This is a genomic window from Nocardia nepalensis (assembly GCF_048910785.1).
GTDB classification, from domain to species: domain Bacteria; phylum Actinomycetota; class Actinomycetes; order Mycobacteriales; family Mycobacteriaceae; genus Nocardia; species Nocardia nepalensis.
In genome coordinates this window covers 68,495-89,151 of the sequence record NZ_JBKBET010000003.1, presented here as the reverse complement: position 1 = coordinate 89,151, position 20,657 = coordinate 68,495, and the positions used below count along the sequence as shown (strand labels likewise).

The following is a 20,657-nucleotide window of genomic DNA, read 5'->3' as shown; positions in this document are numbered from 1 at the left end:
ACGAGGAGACATCCTGATGACCCCCAATCCCCGCCGACCGCTGCTGGCGCTGGACCACGACGGCCCGACCGTGCACGTGATCACCAGCGGACAAGGTGCCACCTACCAGATCGTGCGCGTCTTCACCGACCCCATCGAGGCCGGGATCTTCCTGGTCGGCCACAACGCGCGCCCGGAAAACGACCAAGCCCGCGTCGAGGAATGGGCGATCACCCGAACCGCGCCCGAACAGATCATGTGGTGGCGGATTCGCTGGGACCACGAAACCGAAACCATCGAGGCACCAGAACAATTCGCGCAGTGGGCCGACGAGCTGTCGCTCCTCAACGCCGAACCATGCACCTGGCGCACCAAGACCGGCGACATCGTCGCGCTGTCCACCGACCCCGCCCGCGCCACCGCCGCCCTCATCGCGGAGATAACTCGCCCCGCGCCGGAACCAGAACCGAGGGCATCGTGAGCCTCTACCACCGCGACGAGGCCACCACCCTGCATCTCGGTGACGCACTCGACGTACTGCGCGAGATGCCCGAGGGCAGTGTCGACTGTGTGGTGACCTCGCCTCCGTACTGGGGGTTACGCGACTACGGCGTGCCCGGCCAGTACGGGCAGGAGGTGACACCCGAGCAATACGTCGGCACGTTACGGACGGTGTTCGCCGAGGTCCGCCGCGTCCTCACCCTCGACGGCACCTGCTGGCTCAACCTCGGCGACACCTACCTCGCCAAGAGCCTCGTCGGCATCCCATGGCAGGTGGCGCTCGCGCTCGGCCGCGACGGCTGGATCCGCCGCAACGCCGTGGTCTGGCACAAGACCAACGCCATGCCCTCCAGCGCCTCGGATCGCCTGTCCTCCCGCTACGAGCTGATCTTTCTCCTCACCCGTTCCCAGCGGTACTGGTTCGACCTCGACGCGATCCGCAAGCCCTACACCGGCGACCGATCCGCGTCGCGGCGCTCCCGCAGCGGCCGCACCACCAAACCCACCTCCATCGCCTCGCCATGGAACGCCCAGACCAACCTCGCCGCCGACGGAGCCCGCCACACCGCCGCACATCCGGCCGGCGGCAACCCCGGCGACCTCTGGGAACAAGCCAACCAGCCGTTCGCCGAAGCGCACTTCGCCGTCATGGCCACCACCATCGCAGAACGCTGCGTCCGGGCAGGCTGCCCGCCATTCCGCTGCCGTACCTGCGGGCATGCACCGAAACGGCTGCCCGCCAAGCACGAGAAGATCTCCGAGCTGGCAGAGAAGTGGACCACATGCGGGCACAACGGCTTTCGACGCGGCGTAGTGCTGGACCCGTTCTCCGGCTCCGGCACCAGCGGCCTCGCCGCCCACCGTCACGGCCGCGCCTACATCGGCATCGACCTCAACCGCGCCTACCTCGACCTGTCCCTGCGGACCCGGCTCCGCCAAGGCGTGGTCGACCTCGGGGCCGCCTCGTGACACACGAAGAGCCGATCCACGAATGCCGCCAAGCCACTCGCTGTAAGTCCCGAGTCCGCGACGACGACGGGCACTGGCACGGCGGAGGCGTCGAACGCGCCGACACCCTCTGCCGAGGCTGCGAGCAGGGCGCCTTCGAGGCGATCCGTCAGCTTCATGACGACTGGCTTTTGCTCGAAGCCGCGAAACTCCAACCGCCGCCCAAGGACCGGGCCCCGAAAGTCACCCACACGGCGCTGTACTCGGTACCGATCCGCCTCGACATCGACACCGTCCAATCTGCTATCGAGGACGACACCCTCACCTGGGCCATCACCCTCACCCGCGGTGAGCCAGTGCCGACTTCCCGTAACCTGTGCGTGCACCGATGCGTATCGACCCTGTCCGCCAACCTCGGCACCCTGGTCGATCTCCCACGTCGGCAGCGCTGGCGCATGACGCCATTGGCCGAAGGCGGCGACGAGCCACAACGCCGCGACCTCGACGGCGTCGACGCAGTGCTCGGGCTCGCCACCCTGCACCACCGGACGCGAGAGGTGCTCGGCCTCAACGAAACCCGCATCTGGCTGCCGGACCCATGCCACGTGTGCGGGGTCAAGGCGCTCACCTCCTCACCGGACCAAGAGACAGTCACCTGCCAGGCGTGCCGGACTGTGTGGGCAAAGGAGGAATTCGCCCGACTCAACGGTGTCGGCGTACTTGACCGGGAGCGAACATCGTGACCGGCGACCGGTGGCCCTTCCCCGGTGACACACCGTTGCAGCGCGCACGCAAGGTCGCGGGCTCGTACCGCGCTGCCCTGCATGCAATCGACCCAGGTCGATGCACCGAACTCGACCGGCGTGCCATCGAACTAGGTCAAGGCTGGGTCGCACCGCTGGAGCTACCGGCACACCTGGTCGAGCACGCTCTTGAGGCTGAATTGTCCGCCACCGACATAGAACACTTCTGGCGTATCCCCGCGTCCACTATTCGCACATGGGCGCACCGTGGACTTATCTCTAGCCGACCAGGACATAAGTACCTCGTGCGTGAGGTGCTCGCCAGATACTCGCATGCCAGGAAGGACACAAGGAGCCATCCTGACATTCAACCTCGGAATCACAGCGACTAGTCGCCTTTATCAACCGGCCAACACGCTCCAGCCGGGCACCTCGTTCTGACGATCTAGGCCATCAGCGGAGATGTGACGCGGCGGTGCGGGCTGGCGCATGGAATACAGCTGCTAGGAGGCTAGTAATTTGCGGCAATGTATCCATATGCACGATCGAAGAGTTCGCCGGTCGGCGGAAGTGAGTACTCTTTGAGTATCAATCGGAGCTGTCGTCTTACCTCTCTATCGCCAGGTTGACTTTTTTGCCATCCTGTATAGCGGGTCTGGAGGACTAGCGAGTCGATCTTCTCGATAATATTACCCAGAATCTGAGGGGCAAAGTCCGGCTTGTACTCCAAGAAGATTTGAGTCAATGCGCCGAGCCGACCGTTCGGCAGCAAGCTTACGTCGTCGAGTATGCCAGCGCTTTCGGCGCGCTCCGCGGTAGTCACGTCTCTCGCTAGCCAAAGAATTCGTTTCAGATACTCGACGCTTTGATTCGCATCGGCAATCTGCATTCTTCGGAGTTGGTCAAGGCGCTCCGACAAACTAAAGTAGACCGGGTGCGGATTCGCGGATAGCTTTCGTGACAGTCGCTGGGCAATCGTGTTCAGGACATCCGCTGCCGTCAATTCACCGCTTTCGTCGCCAGAATCAATATCGAAGCCAAGTTGTTGGATCGCATGAACCGTCCCAACATCGAGCACGACCTCTTCCAGGCCGGTGGCGTCAATGGTTACGTTGCCGATATGCACCGAGATCAGTGCTTGAGTTTTGGCGCCGAGCCTAAGCCAGAGTAGCTTGTCGGACACTCGGGACGGCTGTATCGATGTGTAAATCTTGGCCAGCCATCGATAATCGGATTCGTATGGCTTCAACTCACTTGCGGGCCACAGGAATTCAAATAAACCTTGAGCCGTAATGAACTCGCGTGCAAATGCCTCGCGCTGCCTTGTTGTGCGCAGTCGCTCTTGAGCATCCTGCAATGCTTCGAAGCCATCCTGCTCGCGATCGATACCGTCGAAACGCGTCAACGCTGCAGCGATCATTGAGGCCAATTCGCGATAAAGTTCGTCAACGTCGACGAGAGGCTTCTTTCGGGCCTTGTATGCTGTCGTCAGCGCTTTTGCGATTTCCTTGCCAAGCCCAACGTAGTCGACGACCAGCCCATGCAGCTTCTCCTGGCCGGTATACGGATTCGTCCAGCGCCGATTTGGGCGTGTAATTGCTTGGAAGAGTGTGTGCGCCCGCAAGGGTTTGTCGAGGTAGAGAACACCTTCTGCGGGAGCATCGAAGCCGGTAAGGAGCTTAGCTGTGACTATAAGGATTTTGAGTGGGTCATTCACATCACAAAACCGTTTACGGATTTCCGATTCCCCTTCGCGGTCACGGTCGAAGGCGTACCATTCCTCGGGGTCCGGATCGTCTTTATCGCTCTTGCACGTCATTACGACTGTGCATTCTTCACCGTCGCCGAGCAGGGCGCTGATGGCATCATAATACGCGATACACATCGCTCGGTCGTAAGCAACGACCTGCGCCTTAAGCCCAAGCGGCGCAATCTTCGACCTGTAATGCTCGACTATATCGTTCGCGACTGCTTGTATCCGTTTCGGTGAAGCCCATAGTGAAGCCGCAGTACCCGCTTGGCGGGTCAGTACAGCCTGTTCCTCGTCAGTGAGGCCTTCCTGGGCGGCAAGCTCCGCATACGCTCGGTCCAACTCTTCGGACTCGATATGATAATCGACGAGTCGAGTCTCTACATGAACAGGTAGTGTTGCACCATCAGCAATTGAGCGCTCGACTGTATAGCGGCTTAAAACGTGTCCAGGGTCATCAGGATGGCCGAAATTGTTCCACGTATCCCGGCTCTTATCGTTGATGGGAGTTCCGGTGAGTCCAATCCGGGTGGCGTTCGGGAGGGCCGTGCGGAGATCCTCTCCTAGCCGCCCATCCTGCGTCCGGTGCGCCTCGTCGACAAAAACCACGATATTTGACCGATTTGACAGCAGGCCAGCGTTCGCAAACCGAAAGACCGTGGTAACAATAACTCCACGCTGGTCGTCTGTGAGCATTTTCCGAAGCTTCCGCGCCGAATCTGCAAGGGATAGATCGGCGAGTCCGACGGCGCGAAAGTCTTGAAACAGCTGGTCTAGCAAATCGACACGGTCGAGAACAATAAGGATGGTCGGCGCATCCAGATTGCTACTTTGAAGCCGCAGCTTGGCTGCAGCGAATGCCATCAGAAGCGTCTTGCCTGAGCCTTGATGGTGCCACACAAGTCCCTGATTCCGTTCAGGGTCGAGAGCACGGTCAACTATGCTGCCCACGGCCTCAACCTGCGGATATCGTGGGATGATCTTCACGGTTGCAACCCCGTCGGCGATTGCCCGCCGCTGAAAGAAGGTGTACGTCCGCAGGATCTCCAGCAACAGTTCCGGCAATAAGAGAAGTTCGGCGGAACGGATCGCAGCAGCAAGGCTGGGCTCCCGAAGAGGCTCTTCGGTTGTCGACCATGGGAGCCAATGTTCGGGCAATTGCCCGATAGCGCCATACCGAAATTCCTTGCCATCGCAAGCGAATGACAGCACGTTCGGAACGAAGAATGCTGCCGTGCGGATCTCGTACAAGCGATGGATATCAAGTGCACCGTTAAGCCAGGAAATAGATTCGTCAAACGGCGTCTTAGCTTCGCCGACGATGATTGGGAATCCGTTCACCCACAGCACAAGGTCATACCGCCGGGTATCCGCTCCGACGAAAACCACTTCATCAGAGACTATGCGCGAGTTCGACCTCGGATTATCAAAGTCTATCAACCGGATGGATACCGCACGGCGCGTACCAACGAACCTGTGGGTTATCTGACCTTTAAGCCAGTCCAGCATCTTGCTGTTCGAACCGAGTAAACCGTCCTCGCCCACTGATAGGATCACGGCTCGTAGTTTGGGGATAATTTCGTCGACTCGCCGTGGGTCTCTTTTAATCAGCGGGTTGAGGCGAATGAGTGCATCGCGAACATGCTCCTCAAGTAGTACCGATGTTGGCAGTCGCTGCAGATCGGTCCCTCGAATGTGCTCCCAACCGAGGTCATCGGACGTAAGTCGGGCCAGCAAAGCTGCTTGTACCGTTGAAGCCTCTGACATTTTCCCCATTTTGTCTCGCTCAACTCAGTATTGTGTCGTAAGAATCTGGTATCTTGTGTAGCCCGTCGAGGAGGTTTTCGATCGCCGCTTGCCGTGCTTCGGTCGCCGTCGTAACCACGGATCGATCAGACGATTCTACAGCTTGGAGACTGTCCAGTAGATCGCACCACTGACGCTGTTCTTCAGCTGTGAACACAGGTACAGGTACCGCGGCAAGACGCTGCGAACCGATGTGCTTGATGTTGGTCCCTGATGCTATCGAGGAGAGCAACCCTGATTTGTGCGCCCAGCGTGCCCAGTGGTACAGAAATTCAGCGTTGTACCCATGTGGTTGGGCGCGGAGTCGGATCAAAGTATTCTGAAAACAGACTGGACTGGGCAGCTCATCGTGCCAAACCGCGGATGCGCCTACCTGCTGCTCCGACGCGGACCCCTCCGATATCAACACATCGCCGTATTCAAGCGTGAACACGGCTTTTGCTGACGGCGAGAAGTTCATGGCGAGGACATCGCTGAGATCGAGACGACCGTCTTTGACGTTGGCTGAGCGCAGATACGGCGTCATGTGCTCACCATCTTGATGCTTGGGTGACCTCTGCCGGCCAATCGTGACTTCGGCAACAGTATCGAGCCGTACGGTTCTGCGGTCGGGCGCGCGGAAGCACTTCGTCCTCATCGCCTGAAGCGCAGCGCTAGCCGCGACGGCGGCAGCAGTGCTGGTCTTCACGTAGCTGTCGAAGCTGGTGATCAGGTCAACGATCCGTCGCTGGTGGCTCAGATCGGGCAACGGAATCGGCACGGTCAGCAACTGACTGGGCGATACGCGCTTTCGACGTTGGACAGAGCCGATTGCGCGAGTCTCCAGTTCGCCCCAAAACGTCGGCCGTTGGCAAATCAACGACATGTACTCGGGCAGCAGTTGCGCGGTGTCGATATCGAAGGTCGGAAACTCAGGCGAGACGACATAGCCGTCGAACTCCGGGCCGACCACCGTAATGGGGCCCTCCGATGCGGTGAGCTTTCGCATGACGATGCGGTCGCTCCGTAGGACGTGCAGCCGGGCGTACGACGTGGCAGACGCGTCCACCATGCCTCGGTCGAATAGACCTTTCCCCGCGTTGTACACGCCCGCAAAACGGTACTTCTGCCCGTCGGTTACGGCGACGGTCTCGATCTTGAGGCGCGCAACAGTCGCAAGCGGAATCTTCCGCCATCCCTTACTCATATCCAGCCGCCTTGAGGCGCTTCTCGAGCTGCAACTCAGCCTGACGCAGGTCAGCTTGACTCTGCCGCAATTTGGTAAGCGTCGCCGCAACGTCACCGAATTCTTCCGGAACCGAATTGAGATAGCGGCCCAAGCTCAAATCCCAACTAGTGTGGTCAATATCCGCAAGGCTTACCCAGCGTGTGCGAACAGACCCGTCGGGTGAATCCTCGCCGGTCCGATAGCTGTTCGCGATGAGATCAATATCGCTCGCGCTAATGGTGTTGCGCGTCCTGCTCTTAGTGAAAGAGCTGGCTCCGTCGACGAACAACACTTGTTTTTCGCGCTGTGGAGATTTCTTGAGCTGAAAGATCATAAGACAAGCGGGGATGGTTGTCGAGTAGAACAAGTTTTGGGGCAGTCCGATAACCGCCTCCAAGAGGTCTGCCTCCACCAGCCGCGCGCGAATGTCTGACTCGGCTTCTCGGAACAGGGCGCCATGAGACATCACAACGCCAACCCTGCCAGACTTCTTTGTCATTGACGCAATCATGTGCTGGATGAAAGCGAAATCGCCGTTAGCTTTGGGAGGTGTGCCGAAAACCGGGCGGGACCAGATGTCGTTAACCCACTCCTCTGCGCCCCAGTTTTTCAGAGAGAAGGGAGGATTCGCTATGACCACATCGAACTTTTCGAGCCGCCCATGCGCATCTAGGAAACGGGGTTCTCGCAGCGTATCGCCACGCTTGATCTGAAAGTCCTCAATATCGTGCATGTACAAGTTCATGCGAGCGATTGCCGCCGTCGTGAGGTTGACCTCTTGGCCGTAGAGCCGCAAGGTACGTGGGTCACCACCACTCGCTCGGACTTCGTTGACTGCCTCGACCAGCATGCCTGCCGATCCGCACGCCGGGTCATAGATTCGTTCTCCAGGCTTGGGTTCAAGCACACGGGTCAGAAGTCTCACAACCGGTGGTGGGGTGAAGAACTCTCCAGCCTTCTTGCCGGACGCCTCAGCGAATTCCCGGAGCAGATACTCGTACGCCGCCCCGAGCATATCGCCGGGTACAGATTCAGGGTCCAGATTGATTGCCTGGAAAGAATTGAGGAGGTTCCGGAGAGCATGCTCGGGGAGGCGTTCCTTGTTCCCCCAAGCTACATCTCCGAAGATGCCAGCAAGCGTTGTGGGGTTGGCTTCCTGAATGCGGTCTAAAGCTGTCTGGAGCGCCACGCCGAGGTTCACATCTGCCCTGAGTACGTCACGCCAGTGACATCCTGTAGGGATCTCGAACCTGTAGTTTTCCGGAAGCGATGCAAGATTCTCATCATTGTCGAAATCGCGTAGCGCCCTGGCTCGCTCGAAATCCCACGTATCCGAGATTCGCTTAAAGAACAGAACCGGGAATACATATGCCTTGAAGTCGGCGTGCTCAACTGGACCCCGGAGGCTGTTCGCTGCAGCCCACAAACGGGTCTCAAGTTCTGGCAGTGTCAACGACACGTACGACTCCAATCACAGTGAGTTCCCGAAGCCTCTCCTCGGACGCCCCAATCTATGTGGACAGGCGGCCCCCAGTCCGCAGGGCCCACCTTTCTGGGTGTCGTGTCCGAGGTCGTCCCGTTGGCTCGCTCTGTCTTACGAGACAGGCGGTCGATGAGGCAGGAGCTCGGGGATGGAGAAGGGATCGGCTGAACCGATGGCCTTCGATGGTGAGACCTTCGGCCGTTCAGCGACTCTCGATTGTCATCGCGTACTGGAACAGGATCATGCGTCTGTGCCGACAACCGTGCAGTCCCTTCCCGTAGGTGCGGTACCGAGCCTCGCTATGGTGCTTCCGGCGAGCAAGCTCGGGAGAGATTGTTGAGAGCCTACAGCGGACATCTGACAAGTCTTGCTCGATCGCCTCGGGTGCCCACGGCTATCGACATGAGCAGCCAAGTCGTGTCCGGCACTACTCACTGCTCTGCTTGACATCCACCGCGCGTCTCAGGGACGCTGGAAGTGCAAGTGGTACACCTGTACCTAAATGGCCCTGATTCAACCCTCCGGATCGGGGTCTTTGCTGTTCACGGAGGGTTCGAGCGCCCGAAAGTGCGCACCTTCCCGCTGAACTCGCCCGGCTGTCCGCCGCCGCTTTGCGCTGTGGACAGTTCGATGTGCCGTTGGCGCAGTTGTCGAGGGCTGGACGTCGTTCGGCGAGCAGGTAATTCCACTACACCCGAAGGACTGAACCATGCCTGTATTCCTGCAGCTCATCCTCTGGTTGATCGCCGTCGGCCAGCTGGCCAGCGGTTCTGCCGGTCTCCCGACCGGTAGCTGAGAACTGACCTCGAGATCGGTGACGACGGACCCGCGCCAGACGCACAGGTGGCGGGCCATCGTCGCCGACCTCCGAGCCCGCAACTTGCCGTGCTGGCGGTGTGGGCAGCCCATCGACTACGAAGCACCCAGGTTCGCGCCGGAAGGCTTCGAGGCCGATCACTTCTATCCGGTCAGCACCCACCCGCACCTGGCCCTGGACCCGGCGAACGCGCGAGCAAGTCATCTGCGCTGCAACCGGTCTCGCGGCAACACCGCTCCAGCGCCTGGGGAGTGGGTGCGGTCGGACTTCTGACAGCGACTCGTGGGTAGCGAAGAAGACGGGAGGGGCGGGTGGAAAGTTGACGAGGATCGGCTCCTCGATTCCCCGGGCACTGGGCAATCTCCCCCCGCGGGCATACCCCCATCGCGCGAGACGCTTCGGACTTCCAGCGGCCGGCGAGGTGGACGGGTGAGTCGCCCGGTCACCGCGATCCGCTTCGACACCCTGGCCGTGAATCTGCTGGCCACCTTCGAGGGCAACCCCCGCCGAGGCAACGTCGACGCGATCGCGCAATCCCTCGACGCCACCGGCCAGTACCGGCCAGTTGTGGTCAATGAAGGCACTCTCACCGGCCGGGCGATGGAGGTGCTCGCGGGCAACCACACTCTGCTCGCTGCGCGCCAGCTCGGCTGGGCGGAGCTGGCTGTCGGGATCATCGACGTCGACGAGCAGACCGCGCGGCGCATCGTCGCCGCCGACAACCGCACTGCAGACCTCGGCGACTACGACCACACCGCGCTGTTCGAACTCCTCGACGGCCTCGACGACCTCGCCGGAACCGGCTACAGCACCGAGGATTTCGACAAGCTCGTCGCCGAGATCATCCCGCGCGAGACCCACACCGACCCCGACGACCTCCCCGAGCTCCCCGAGGATCCGGTCAGCGTCCCCGGCGATATCTGGCAGCTCGGGCCGCACCGACTCGTGGTCGGCGATGCCACTGACTTCGCTGCGGTCGAAGCGCTTATGGATGGCGAGCAGGCTGACTGCGTGTGGACCGACCCGCCGTACGGCGTCGACTACGTCGGCAAAACCAAGGACGCCCTGCGGATCCAGGGAGACGCCGCCGGTGATCTCGACGACCTGCTCGGCGGCGCGTTCGCCTCGATGGTCGCGGTCGCCCGGCCCGGCGCACCGGTCTACGTCGCGCACGCGGACTCTGAACGCCTCCGGTTCGAGACGGCGCTGCGCCAAGCCGGAGTGCTTGTCCGCCAGAACCTGGTGTGGGTGAAGAACACGATCGTCATGGGCCGGTCGGACTACCACTACCGCCACGAGCCGATCTTGTACGGGTTCGTCCCCGGCGGGGAAGGGCGGTTGGGGCGAGGCGGGGACCGCTGGCACGGAGACAACGCCCAGGCGACGGTGTTCGAGTTCGACAAGCCCTCGGCCAACCGCGACCACCCGACCATGAAGCCGGTCGCCCTAATCGAGGCGATGCTGGACAACTCGCTGCGGCCAGGTGGCCGGGTCTTGGATTTGTTCGGCGGGAGCGGGTCTACTCTCATCGCCGCGCACCAGCACGGTTCAGCCGCCCGGCTCATCGAGCTGGACCCGCGTTACGCCGACGTCATCTGCCGCCGCTTCCAGGAACACGTACGGGTCCTCCCGATCCGCAACGACGGCGAGGCCGTGGATTTCACGGCCTCGCGGGAGTGAACTCGATCGGGCGGCTAGTCAGAAGTCGGTGACCATGGCGATCTGTTCCAGGGTTGGAGCTGGGATTGCCTCGATCTCGTCGAGAGTGCACAGGTCGAATTCGCCGTCCGCCCAGCGGATTTCAGCGAGGCCGTGATGGGCGAATCCGTCCGGGTCGATCGCCGGGCAGGCGATGACCTTGCCGACGGTGGTGTCGACGCCTGTCGCGCCGAGCCAGTAGACCAGCGTGCCGGGGCTCATGCCCGCCGCCTCTGGTTCTCGATGGCCGAGGCGACGGCGGTGTCGACCCACTCGGCGAATTCCGTCGCCTGCTCGGGCAGCAGTGTCAAGATTACGTCGTTGCCATTGATGGCGTCGTAGACCGCGATCCGGACGGTGCCGCCGCGTACGTCGACCAGGGCGTGGCCCCAGTCGTCCACCGTGACGCCCTCCCAGTCCATCCAGTCGCCCGCCTCGGGGTCCGGCTCGTCGTTGAACTCGACCTCCAGCTCCTCTTTGCGTCGGTCTTCGGTCATCGTGGTGCGCCCCTCCTGGTGTCGGTACGTCACCATGAACGCTCTGATCGCGAGCGAAGTCAAGCGCCGAATAGCGCCGTAATATGTTGCTGCACAACGTATTACGTAGCTATGGTGTGATCGCTTCCGGATCGCGACCGGAAGATGGACCCGCCGTCGACGGGCGGCGGGGTGGAGCTTGGTGGGACCGGCCAGGTGGTTCGGTTTCCGAGTTCGACTCTCGGACTCCACACGACTGCGGGCCGTGGTGTGCGAGCCGTGTGGCCCGGTTGTCTACTCGCCGGATTCCAGGCGGCGTCCGCGCACACCTGGCGCGACAGAGGCCGGATGTACGGCTTCGGTCGGGTGGGTTGTCTTGTAGTGCGGGCTGTTCGGGTCTTCGCTGCGGTCATAGGGTTTGACATAGAAGACCCGCTGATTGAAGCCCCGCCATTCGGTCGTGCGCCAGCTTCCTTGGGTGCTGTAGCCCACCAATCGCCCGACGTACCAGGCGGGTCGCCGTACCGGCTTTGTGGCCCGGCTGTACCAACCCTCCCGCACGTACGCGTAGCGGTTCGGGTCATCGAGCCAGACGACGGCGTCTTCGTTGAGCAGCGACAATTCCCGACCAGTGCATCCTTCGGCTTCCAGCGCGAACAACGCACTCATTCGAGCGGCGACCTTTGTGAGCGTGTCCAGGTCCACTCGAAAGAACTCTCGTCTCCTGTGGACGCGGGTGGCTCTGAGTTCCTCGTGAAGGTATCGCTCGGCACGGTGGATGTCTGGCACAGCGATCGCGAGAGCCACTTCGAACGGGGTCGGGACACCGCTGGAGCTGGACAACCCGGCGGCCCGTTCTTCTGGGGTCTGGCCGGTCCGTCCGATCTTCAGCAGTCCTGGCATGCAGATGTTGCTGCACCCATAAACGAAACCCGGTATTGCGGAACGTTTTCCCATCCTCGGCCCTTCTGGTCACCCCGCAGTGAGAGCAGTGACGCTACATCGTGACCACGACAACTTCAGGCCTCGCTGGGAGGTGGTGAACATGGCGACGAAAGACGTTGCGGCACAACAGGCGTTGCAACTGCGTAAGGCTGGAGTGGCTTACCCGAAGATCGCTGAGCAACTCGGTGTCAGTGATGCCGACGCCTACGACATGGTGACCGCCGCGCTGCATGTCCACGATGAAGCACCTGAGACCCGCGTCCGCCTGGATCTCGAACGATTGGACTCGATGCTGCTGGGCCTGTGGAAGCGCATCGGCCAGGGCGATCCCAAGGCCGTCGAGCAGGGCCTGGAGGTGATGCGGTTGCGTGCCGACATGCTCGCCGATCGCACGGCCCCAGGTGACGGCAGTGGGGTCGGGGATTACCTGGAGTCGGTGAAAGCCGCTGCGCGGGAGAACAAGCAGAGTTCGGCGACGCGGCTGCGGGCGGTGGAGTCCTGATGGCGCGCTCGTTGCCGGAGTCGGTCGCGGCCGCGGTCGAGGAAATGACCTGGCTGACCCCAGCCGATCAGGCGGCGGTTGATCTGGCGTTGCGCTACGCGGTGCAGATCGAAGCCGGTATCAGCCGAGGTGGCCAAGACGCGACCAAGGCCCTGTACCTGGGTCCGCATTTGCTGCGGGCGCTGGCGGAGCTGGGCGGCACTCCCGGAGGCCGGCGAGCGTTCGGTGACGGCAGCGGCGACGGCCCGGAATCCACCTTGACCAGGTTGCGGCGCGAGTTTGGACACTCCGCGTAGAGGCTGTGAACAGCCACGCATCTTCACCGCACCGCTGCGGGAACTGACGCCGGAGACGACCCACGGCTTCTCGGTGATTGCTTTCGCCGAGGAGACCCTGGGGATCGGGCTGTTGCCGTGGCAGAAGTGGCTGTTCATCCACGCCCTCGAGCTACGCCCCGACGGGCTCTACCGGTTCCGGACGGTATTGGTGCTCATAGCCCGTCAGAACGGCAAGACGCTGTGCATGCTGATCCTGGCGCTGTGGCACATCTACGTGCGCGGCTCGCGCACCGTGATCGGCACCGCTCAGGACCTGGCCAACGCCGAGAAGGCGTGGGGCGAAGCGGTCGAAATCGCCCAGGCCGTACCGGATCTCGCGATCGGAATCCGGCACGTGGTCAAGGTCAACGGCAAGAAGTCGCTGAAACTGCATGCGGGCGAACAGTATCGGGTCGCTGCCGCGTCGCGCCGTGGCGCCCGCGGTTTCTCCGGTGATCTCGTGCTGCTCGACGAACTGCGTGAGCACCAGTCCTGGGATGCGTGGGGCGCCTCGACCAAGACCACCTTGGCCCGGCCACATGCTCAGGTGTGGGGCTTTTCCAACGCCGGTGACTCGCTGTCGGTGGTGCTGCGCTACCTGCGGGCGCTGGCCCACCAGGTACTCCGCTGGCCCGACGGAGACGCCGATGCCAGCGCGCTCGAACTCGTCGCCGACGACCTCGATGAACCCGACGAAGACGATTCACTGGCGCTGTTCGAGTGGTCGGCACCGCCGAGCGCGGATCGCCGCGACCGCGACGCGTGGGCGCAGGCCAACCCGTCGCTGGGTTACACGATCACCGAGCGCGCGATCGCCGCCGCCCTGCGCACCGACCCACCGGCGGTGTTCTCCGTCGAGGTGCTGTGCCGGTGGCTCGAATCAGCCACCGCCGGACCCTTCGGCGACGGCGCGTGGGCGGCAAGCCTGGACGCTGGCTCGCGCATCGCCGAAGGATCGCGGCGGGTGGTCGGTGTGGACGTGTCGTGGAACCGGTCGAGCACCTACATCGCGCTGGCAGGGTTGCGCGCCGACGGCCGCGCACACGTGGAGATCACCGCCGACCGCGCCGGAACCGACTGGGTCCTCGACTGGCTACTGCAACGCCGCGACCGGATCCAGGCCGTGGTGCTGCAGGCCAACGGCGCACCGGTATCGAGCCTGCTCGACACGCTGACCGCCGCCGGACTTCCCGTAATCGCCTGGGCCGGGCCGGATCTCGGGCGCGCGACCGGGCAAGCGTTCGACCTGATCGACAACAAACGCCTGCGCCATCTTCCGCACCCCGGACTCGACCTGGCCGCGACCACGGCAGCGATTCGCGCGGCCGGAGACGCCTGGGTGATCGACCGCAAACGCTCACCCAGTGACGCCGCGCCCCTGGTCGCCGCGATCGCGGCGTTGTGGGCGCTGCTCTCACCGGATGACCCGGCCCCGCAGATCCATGACTGGCCCGAGGAATTATGGGAGGAAACCAGCGGATGAGAGCCAAAACCGTGCTGTTGCTCGATATTTCGGGCACAGCGGCGATATTGGGCGGACTGTGGCTGTTGAGGCCCGCTCTCGTTGTCATCGGCGCGGGAGCGGTCTGCCTCATCGCAGCGGCCTTGATCGACCGGCGGATCGATCGCTCGTGAGCCTACTGTCGCGGATCTTCGGTGCCGGAGTCGAAACACGGGCACTCACCGAGCTGTCCTCGATCCCCTCGAACTGGGCGGGTATCTCCGAATCCGGGGTCACGGTCTCCGAACGCACCGCACTGCAGCACCTCACGGTGTATGCGTGCGTGCGGCTGGTCGCCGACGCGGTCGCTTCCCTGCCGTTGGATGCCTACCGAAGTCGCGGGAAGGTACGTGAGGAGATCTCGCCCGCACCATCGTGGGTACGGCGTCCGGATCCGCGCTGGACCCGCTTCGAGTGGCTGTTCCAGGTGGTATGTTCACTGGCGTTGCGCGGCAACGCCTACCTGCACATCACCGCCCGCGATCTGAGCCAGTTCCCGACCGTGCTCGAACCGCTGCACCCCGACGAAGTGATCCTGCACGGCGTCGACACCCGAGGCATCCCCACGGGCGGAAGGATCAGCTACTCCTTTCTCGGGCAACCGATCCCCGCCGCCGACATCGTGCACCTGCGCCGCTTCGTGCTGCCGGGCAGCCTGATCGGGCTCTCGCCTATCGAGCAGGCACGCCAGAGCATCGGACTCGGGCTGGCCGCCGAACGGTTCGGGGCACGCTGGTTCGGCCAATCAGCCAACCCGTCCAGCGTGCTAGAGACAGACCAACCTCTCTCCGCTGACGCGGTGACCCACCTGCAGAAGCAGTGGATCTCCTCCCATGGCGGACGCCGCCACCCGGCGGTGCTCTCGGGTGGGGTGAAGTGGCGGCCGATCTCGATCACCCCGGAAGAGTCGCAGTTCCTGGAGACCAGGAAGTTTCAGCGCGCCGAGATCGCGATGCTCTACGGTGTCCCGCCGCACATGATCGGCGACACCGAGAAATCGACCAGCTGGGGCTCGGGAATCGAGCAGCAGTCCATCGGTTTCGCCACCTTCACCCTGCGACCGTGGCTGACCTGCATCGAGGACGCCCTCTCAGACCTGTTGCCCCGCGGGCAGCTCGCCAAGTTCAACGTCGGCGGGCTGCTGCGCGGAGACCAGCGCGCCCGCTACGACGCCTACGCCTCCGCGCGCAACGCCGGATGGATGAGCGTCAACGAGATCCGCGCGCTCGAAGACCTGCCACCGATCCCCGGCGGCGACTCCTACATCCAGCCCCTCAACTACGGGCCGCTCGGCACGGACCCCACCAGCTCTGATGAGCCGACACCCCAGGAGGACCCGAGTGGACCGCTCGACGAAGCTGCGTGACTCCCGCGAGATCCGTTCCTACGCAGCCCATCACGTCCAGCTACGCAGCCGCGACGACGAACTCACGCTGCGTGGCTACGCCAGCATCTTCGACACCCCGTATGAGATGTACGGCGGACCCGAGGCCGGCGGATGGACAGAGACCGTCGACCCCGCCGCCTTCGACATCACCCTGCGCGAACGCCCCGACCTGCACCTGCTCATCAACCACGACGGAATGCCCCTCGCCAGAACGAAATCCGGCACGTTGCGCCTGGCGGCCGACCGGCAGGGCCTGGCCGTGGAAGCCGACCTCGACCGCCGCGACCCCGATGTCGTACGCCTGGAAACGAAGATGAGCCGAGGCGACATGGACGAGATGAGCTTCGCGTTCCGCGTCAAGAACGATGCCTGGAACCGCGAACAAACCACCCGCCGCATCACCGAGATCAGCCTGCACAAAGGCGATGTCAGCGTCGTGAACTTCGGCGCGAACCCCGCCACCTCGGCCAGCCTGCGCGGACTCCTCGACGCACTGGCCGACGTCGAGGTGGATGATGCCCTGCTGGCCGAGGCCCGATCCGTCGGCGCGGACCGCATCGGCTCGGCCCACGAACTGCTGGGCCGACTGCGCGGCGCACTCCGCCCGAAGCGCCCCGACACGCTACGCGTCGCGGCGCTCATCGCCCTCGGCGAGGGCACCGACCTGAAGTAGTCCACACCCGTTCACGGCTTTATCCCCAACTACCACAACGTGTTTCCCGAGTCCTGGCACTGGATCGGGGGCTTTCAAGCCCTGGCACTGGGCGGAAATGGCCTGGCACTGGCCGCCATTCACCCCTATCCCGATTCCAGCAAAGGACACCTCATCATGGATGAGCGGCTCAACAGGCTCGCCGCGCTGCGTGAGCAAGCAGGCGAAGCCCGCACCTCACTGCTCGCGGCGCGCACCACTCTGCTCGCCTCCGCCGCCGACGAAGGACGCGAAGACCTCACCGAGGACGAAGACCGCGCCTTCCGCGAACTGACCGACCAGATCCGCACCGCCGACGCCGAGATCACCGGCTGCGACGAACGCATCGCCGAACTCAACGAGGAGATCGAGCGGGCCCGCGCGATCGACGAAGGCGCGGTCGCGCTGCGCCGTGCCCAGACACGAGTGCAGGTCACCGAGCAGCCAGCGACTTACGTCCGCGGCAACGGCCACTCCTACCTCCAAGACCTGATCCGATTCTCGTTCCGGATGGACGCCGACGGCACCGCCGAGGAACGCCTGCGCAATCACGGCGAGGACGTGACCCGTTCCCCGGAGTACCGCGACCTGAACCGGGTCGAGGGCTCCGGCGGGTTCTTCGTGCCGCCCATCTGGCTGATGAACCAGTTCATCGACCTCGCTCGCGCCGGACGCGCGGTCGCCAACCTCGCCGAATCAGATGTGCTGCCACCGGGAACCGACTCGATCAACATCCCCAAGGTCGCCACCGGCACCGCGACCGAACCCCAGACCGCCGACAACGCCCAGATCGCTGACACCGACCTGACCGACACCTACGTCTCCGCGCCGGTGCGCACCGTGGCCGGTCAACAGGACATCGCCGTCCAGCTCCTGGATCAGAGCCCGATCAACTTCGACCAGGTGATCTTCTCCGACCTGATCGCCGACTACGCGGCCAAGCTCGACATCCAGGTGATCGGCGGGTCCGGCACCGCCGGACAGGTGCTCGGTATCCGGCGCACCGCGGGCATCACCACCATCACCGCCGCCCCGACGGTGCGCTCGGTCTACGGCGCGATCGCCGATGCGATCCAGCGCGTGCATACCAAGCGATTTCAGCCGCCCTCGGTGATCGTGATGCACCCGCGCCGGTGGGGCTGGCTGCTCTCTCGCCTGGACGACACCCAGCGTCCGTTGGTTCTGCCGCAGCAGAACTCGCCGCAGAACGCGCTGGCCACCTTGGGTGCGGTCGCCGCCGAACAGATCGTCGGCAACCTGCACGGCCTGCCGGTGGTCACCGACCCGAACCTGCCCACCAACCTCGGCGTCAAGGCCGACGAGGACGTCATCCTCGTGATGCGCGCCTCGGACCTACGCCTCTACGAATCCGGGATCCGCACAAGGGTCTTCCCGTCACCGCGTTCAGCGACATTGACCACGCGGTTGCAGGTCTACGGATACATGGCCTTCACCGCCGCGCGCTACCCGCAGTCGATCGTCGAGATCGGCGGGCTCACCCCGCCCGACTTCGGCGGCTGACATCTCTTGTGGGGACCTGGCCCCGAATGGCGGCACGCCATTCGGGGACAACAGGTTTCACCCGTGCCAGCCCTGAGCAAGGCCCTCAGACCCCCCTACCGAAAGGGAGGAGTGCCGATGTGGCACATCACGATCACCGTCGACGGTGATCCGTTCACCGAGATCAGGAGCATGTTCATGGCAAATCAGGACAAGATCGACGCCCTCGCCGCGCAGCTGCGCAAGGCCAAGGCCGAGATCGTCGCCGAGATCGCCCGCCTCAAGGACCAGATCGACAACGGCAGCGGCGCACTCGATTTCACCGCTCTCGACGGTCTGGTCGCCGACCTGGACGGCCTCAACCCCGACGCGCCGACCGGCGAGCTGGGCGAGGAAGAGCCCGGCACTGGCGAGCCTGCCTGACCCACCGTGCCCCTTTCGCTCCGGCCCGTCGCATCGGGTCGGAGCGAAAAGGTCCACGGCCACTCACTTATCCCCAGCGAGGAGGACAACTTCGTGAGAAGCCGAGACGTCGAGGCCGACTACCTCCGCGCCTACCTCGAGCAATACACCCGCGCCCGCCAGGCAGGCAGGACCGAGGAAGCCGGGCGGATCGCGCAGGTACTGCGCAATCGGTTCGACCACGACGTGGATGCGAAGTCCTCGCAGCCAGATACCGGAGCAGACTCCACTGCGGTGCCTCGCCGGCCTCGGGCGCCGAAGACGAAGGCGACTCTCGTGCCGGCCCCCGAGACGGCCGTCCACGATTGAGATGACCGACGCGGGCTCGCCTACCCCGGCTGCGGCCCCGGCCGGGTCGATCCCGCCGCTGGCCGATGAGACAGCGCTCACCGACTACGAAAACGGGAGCCCCGCACTGGCATTGGCGATCGCCAACGCTCTGGTGCGTGACTGGTGTGGCTGGCACATCGCCCCGACCCTCACCGAGACACTGATCCTGGACGGGTCCGGTGATCGGGTGCAGATGGTGCCGACGCTGCGCCTGCTCGATCTGCACTCGGTCACCGAGAATGACCGCCCGATCGACCTCACCAAGGTCCGGTGGTCACAGACCGGACACTTGCGCCGCATGATCGCCTGGACGACCCGCGAGCGCGGCATTCGGATCCAGATCACTCACGGATGGGCCACGCCTCCACCGGTACTCGTCGGCGTCGTACTCGGAATCGCCAAGCGCGCCAAGGACACTCCAGCTTCTGCGGTGCGCACCCGCACCGCAGGACCGTTCAGCGAACAACTCACCGTCAGCGCGGACGGCTCGATCGGCGGAGTGGCGCTGACCGGAGCCGAACGCGACCTGCTCGCCAACTACCGCATCGTCCCGATCGCATGAACCTTCCACTGCGCCACACCCTGAGCCACCACCGCCACCACGACGGAGCCACAGACTCCCACGGCAACCCCGTCTCGCTCTACACCCCGCCCCTGGACGAACCCGGTATCGCGGTACGCGTCTACGGATGGGGCCCGGCCCGTTCCAGCGAACCCGACCTCGACTCACACACGCGAGTGATCACCGAGGTCGAGGTGTACGCGCCCCCTCAATTCCAGCCCGCCCCAGCCGATCTCATCGATCTGCCGTCCAGACCCGCCGGTCGTTTCGAGGTGATCGGCGTCGCCGCCGACGCCAACCACGGCCCATTCGGCTGGACGCCGGGCAACGTCATCACGCTGCGAAAGGTGGACGGATAATGCCCAAGCCGAAGATCCAGTGGGAACCCAACGGCTTCTACAACCTGCGCCGCGCATCCGGCGTGGTCGGCGATGTCGAAGCTCGCGGCCGACGCGTGAAAGCAGCCGCGGGCGAGGGCTTCGAGATGACCTCCCGCCAAGGCGCACGCCACCCCCAAGGACGCTGGCGGGTCACCATCTTCCCCCGCACGATCAAAGCGGCCCGCCGCAACGCCAAAGACAACACACTGGTCAAAGCGCTCAACGCGGGACGCAGCCGATGACCGAACTCGTCGTATACCCAGCGATCGAAGCCCTCGTCGTCGCCTACCTGGCCGCACAGCTGGCCGCGCGAAAGGATCCGGCCGTGGTCGCGACGAAAGTTCCCAACCCCCGCCCGGACCGGCTCGTACGCGTCAGCGCCGCCGGTGGCGGAGACGACCGGCTCATCCTCGCCTCCCGCATGGTGATCATCGAATGCTGGGACAGCCGCGAGCCCGAAGCCGCCCACCTGGCCGAGCTCTGCCACGCCCTGCTGCTGAGCGCGCCCCGCGACCCCGCAGAGCCACGGATCCGCGCCGCCGCCACGGTCGGTGCCCCGGTCAACCATCCCGACCCCGACACCCGTCACCCGCGCTATCAGGCCACCGTCTCCCTCGACGTGCGCGGCCAACTCACCTGACCCTCTCCCACCGCGACGAACCGCTCGGCACG

At 63.8% G+C, this 20,657-nt stretch carries 24 protein-coding genes and 1 pseudogene; 18 read left to right on the top strand and 7 right to left on the bottom strand.

Features of this window, described 5'->3' with window-relative positions; all coding sequences use genetic code 11:
- The first annotated feature begins 16 nt into the window (after positions 1-16).
- The 3 genes from ACHQ4I_RS01000 to ACHQ4I_RS00990 are packed head-to-tail and all read left to right on the top strand — an operon-like array spanning position 17 to position 2,171.
- A complete protein-coding gene (locus tag ACHQ4I_RS01000; protein WP_420769726.1) occupies positions 17-460 on the top strand; it encodes a hypothetical protein in 444 nt (147 codons plus the stop codon).
- The gene (locus ACHQ4I_RS00995) at positions 454-1,449 is read left to right on the top strand and encodes a DNA-methyltransferase (RefSeq protein ID WP_420770155.1); all 996 of its coding nucleotides are present in this window, start codon (positions 454-456) and stop codon (positions 1,447-1,449) included. The genes ACHQ4I_RS01000 and ACHQ4I_RS00995 overlap by 7 nt, the downstream gene beginning before the upstream one ends.
- Complete coding sequence (locus tag ACHQ4I_RS00990) at positions 1,446-2,171, top strand: hypothetical protein (RefSeq protein WP_420769725.1); 726 nt, start codon at positions 1,446-1,448, stop codon at positions 2,169-2,171. Before ACHQ4I_RS00995 ends, ACHQ4I_RS00990 begins: the two co-directional genes overlap by 4 nt.
- 511 nt (positions 2,172-2,682) lie before the next feature.
- Here the strand turns inward: ACHQ4I_RS00990 and ACHQ4I_RS00985 are convergent.
- Genes ACHQ4I_RS00985 through ACHQ4I_RS00975 form a run of 3 tightly spaced genes read right to left on the bottom strand, consistent with a single transcriptional unit; the run spans position 2,683 to position 8,393 of the window.
- Positions 2,683-5,688, bottom strand: coding sequence for a type I restriction endonuclease subunit R (locus ACHQ4I_RS00985; RefSeq protein WP_420769724.1), 3,006 nt, complete (start codon positions 5,686-5,688; stop codon positions 2,683-2,685).
- A gap of 19 nt (positions 5,689-5,707) precedes the next feature.
- Positions 5,708-6,913, bottom strand: a complete 1,206-nt coding sequence (locus ACHQ4I_RS00980) for a restriction endonuclease subunit S (RefSeq protein WP_420769723.1) — start codon at positions 6,911-6,913, stop codon at positions 5,708-5,710.
- On the bottom strand, positions 6,906-8,393 hold the full coding sequence (locus tag ACHQ4I_RS00975; protein ID WP_420769722.1) for a type I restriction-modification system subunit M: 1,488 nt from the start codon (positions 8,391-8,393) through the stop codon (positions 6,906-6,908). The genes ACHQ4I_RS00980 and ACHQ4I_RS00975 overlap by 8 nt, the downstream gene beginning before the upstream one ends.
- Positions 8,394-9,231: 838 nt before the next feature.
- Here ACHQ4I_RS00975 and ACHQ4I_RS00970 point away from each other — a divergent pair.
- Positions 9,232-9,507: an HNH endonuclease gene (locus ACHQ4I_RS00970; protein WP_420769721.1), complete on the top strand. Its 276-nt coding sequence runs from the start codon at positions 9,232-9,234 to the stop codon at positions 9,505-9,507.
- Positions 9,508-9,663: 156 nt separating this feature from the next.
- A complete protein-coding gene (locus ACHQ4I_RS00965) occupies positions 9,664-10,914 on the top strand; it encodes a DNA modification methylase (RefSeq protein WP_420769720.1) in 1,251 nt (416 codons plus the stop codon).
- 18 nt (positions 10,915-10,932) lie between these two features.
- Here ACHQ4I_RS00965 and ACHQ4I_RS00960 read toward each other — a convergent pair whose 3' ends face one another.
- The 4 genes and pseudogenes from ACHQ4I_RS00960 to ACHQ4I_RS00945 all read right to left on the bottom strand — a co-directional run.
- Positions 10,933-11,154 (bottom strand): hypothetical protein, encoded by a 222-nt coding sequence (locus tag ACHQ4I_RS00960; protein WP_420769719.1) that lies wholly within the window; start codon positions 11,152-11,154, stop codon positions 10,933-10,935.
- Positions 11,151-11,429 carry a hypothetical protein gene (locus ACHQ4I_RS00955; RefSeq protein ID WP_420769718.1) on the bottom strand — a complete coding sequence of 93 codons (279 nt, stop codon included), beginning with the start codon at positions 11,427-11,429 and terminating at the stop codon, positions 11,151-11,153. The genes ACHQ4I_RS00960 and ACHQ4I_RS00955 overlap by 4 nt, the downstream gene beginning before the upstream one ends.
- Positions 11,430-11,702: 273 nt before the next feature.
- A complete protein-coding gene (locus ACHQ4I_RS00950; RefSeq protein WP_420770154.1) occupies positions 11,703-12,077 on the bottom strand; it encodes a DUF6009 family protein in 375 nt (124 codons plus the stop codon).
- Positions 12,078-12,086: 9 nt separating this feature from the next.
- Positions 12,087-12,365, bottom strand: a pseudogene (locus ACHQ4I_RS00945) (GIY-YIG nuclease family protein); the annotation flags it as partial.
- An 88-nt stretch (positions 12,366-12,453) separates the two neighbouring features.
- Between ACHQ4I_RS00945 and ACHQ4I_RS00940 the strand changes: the two are divergent.
- The 13 genes from ACHQ4I_RS00940 (at position 12,454) to ACHQ4I_RS00880 (ending at position 20,625) form a co-directional block, all read left to right on the top strand.
- Positions 12,454-12,855, top strand: coding sequence for a hypothetical protein (locus tag ACHQ4I_RS00940; RefSeq protein ID WP_420769717.1), 402 nt, complete (start codon positions 12,454-12,456; stop codon positions 12,853-12,855).
- Positions 12,855-13,151, top strand: coding sequence for a terminase small subunit (locus tag ACHQ4I_RS00935; protein WP_420769716.1), 297 nt, complete (start codon positions 12,855-12,857; stop codon positions 13,149-13,151). The genes ACHQ4I_RS00940 and ACHQ4I_RS00935 overlap by 1 nt, the downstream gene beginning before the upstream one ends.
- Entirely contained in the window at positions 13,135-14,655 is a 1,521-nt protein-coding gene (locus tag ACHQ4I_RS00930) for a terminase large subunit domain-containing protein (RefSeq protein ID WP_420769715.1), read from the top strand. The genes ACHQ4I_RS00935 and ACHQ4I_RS00930 overlap by 17 nt, the downstream gene beginning before the upstream one ends.
- Complete coding sequence (locus ACHQ4I_RS00925) at positions 14,652-14,807, top strand: hypothetical protein (protein WP_420769714.1); 156 nt, start codon at positions 14,652-14,654, stop codon at positions 14,805-14,807. Before ACHQ4I_RS00930 ends, ACHQ4I_RS00925 begins: the two co-directional genes overlap by 4 nt.
- Positions 14,804-16,039, top strand: a complete 1,236-nt coding sequence (locus ACHQ4I_RS00920; protein ID WP_420769713.1) for a phage portal protein — start codon at positions 14,804-14,806, stop codon at positions 16,037-16,039. Before ACHQ4I_RS00925 ends, ACHQ4I_RS00920 begins: the two co-directional genes overlap by 4 nt.
- Positions 16,014-16,733: an HK97 family phage prohead protease gene (locus tag ACHQ4I_RS00915; protein ID WP_420769712.1), complete on the top strand. Its 720-nt coding sequence runs from the start codon at positions 16,014-16,016 to the stop codon at positions 16,731-16,733. Before ACHQ4I_RS00920 ends, ACHQ4I_RS00915 begins: the two co-directional genes overlap by 26 nt.
- A 39-nt stretch (positions 16,734-16,772) precedes the next feature.
- A complete protein-coding gene (locus ACHQ4I_RS00910) occupies positions 16,773-18,272 on the top strand; it encodes a phage major capsid protein (RefSeq protein WP_420769711.1) in 1,500 nt (499 codons plus the stop codon).
- Positions 18,273-18,389: 117 nt separating this feature from the next.
- Complete coding sequence (locus ACHQ4I_RS00905; RefSeq protein ID WP_420769710.1) at positions 18,390-18,674, top strand: hypothetical protein; 285 nt, start codon at positions 18,390-18,392, stop codon at positions 18,672-18,674.
- Positions 18,675-18,767: 93 nt separating this feature from the next.
- Positions 18,768-19,022 carry a hypothetical protein gene (locus ACHQ4I_RS00900; RefSeq protein WP_420769709.1) on the top strand — a complete coding sequence of 85 codons (255 nt, stop codon included), beginning with the start codon at positions 18,768-18,770 and terminating at the stop codon, positions 19,020-19,022.
- 1 nt (position 19,023) lies between these two features.
- Positions 19,024-19,605: a hypothetical protein gene (locus ACHQ4I_RS00895; protein WP_420769708.1), complete on the top strand. Its 582-nt coding sequence runs from the start codon at positions 19,024-19,026 to the stop codon at positions 19,603-19,605.
- On the top strand, positions 19,602-19,964 hold the full coding sequence (locus tag ACHQ4I_RS00890) for a hypothetical protein (RefSeq protein WP_420769707.1): 363 nt from the start codon (positions 19,602-19,604) through the stop codon (positions 19,962-19,964). The genes ACHQ4I_RS00895 and ACHQ4I_RS00890 overlap by 4 nt, the downstream gene beginning before the upstream one ends.
- Complete coding sequence (locus tag ACHQ4I_RS00885) at positions 19,964-20,227, top strand: hypothetical protein (protein ID WP_420769706.1); 264 nt, start codon at positions 19,964-19,966, stop codon at positions 20,225-20,227. The genes ACHQ4I_RS00890 and ACHQ4I_RS00885 overlap by 1 nt, the downstream gene beginning before the upstream one ends.
- Positions 20,224-20,625: a hypothetical protein gene (locus ACHQ4I_RS00880; RefSeq protein WP_420769705.1), complete on the top strand. Its 402-nt coding sequence runs from the start codon at positions 20,224-20,226 to the stop codon at positions 20,623-20,625. The genes ACHQ4I_RS00885 and ACHQ4I_RS00880 overlap by 4 nt, the downstream gene beginning before the upstream one ends.
- The last annotated feature ends 32 nt before the right edge of the window (positions 20,626-20,657 follow it).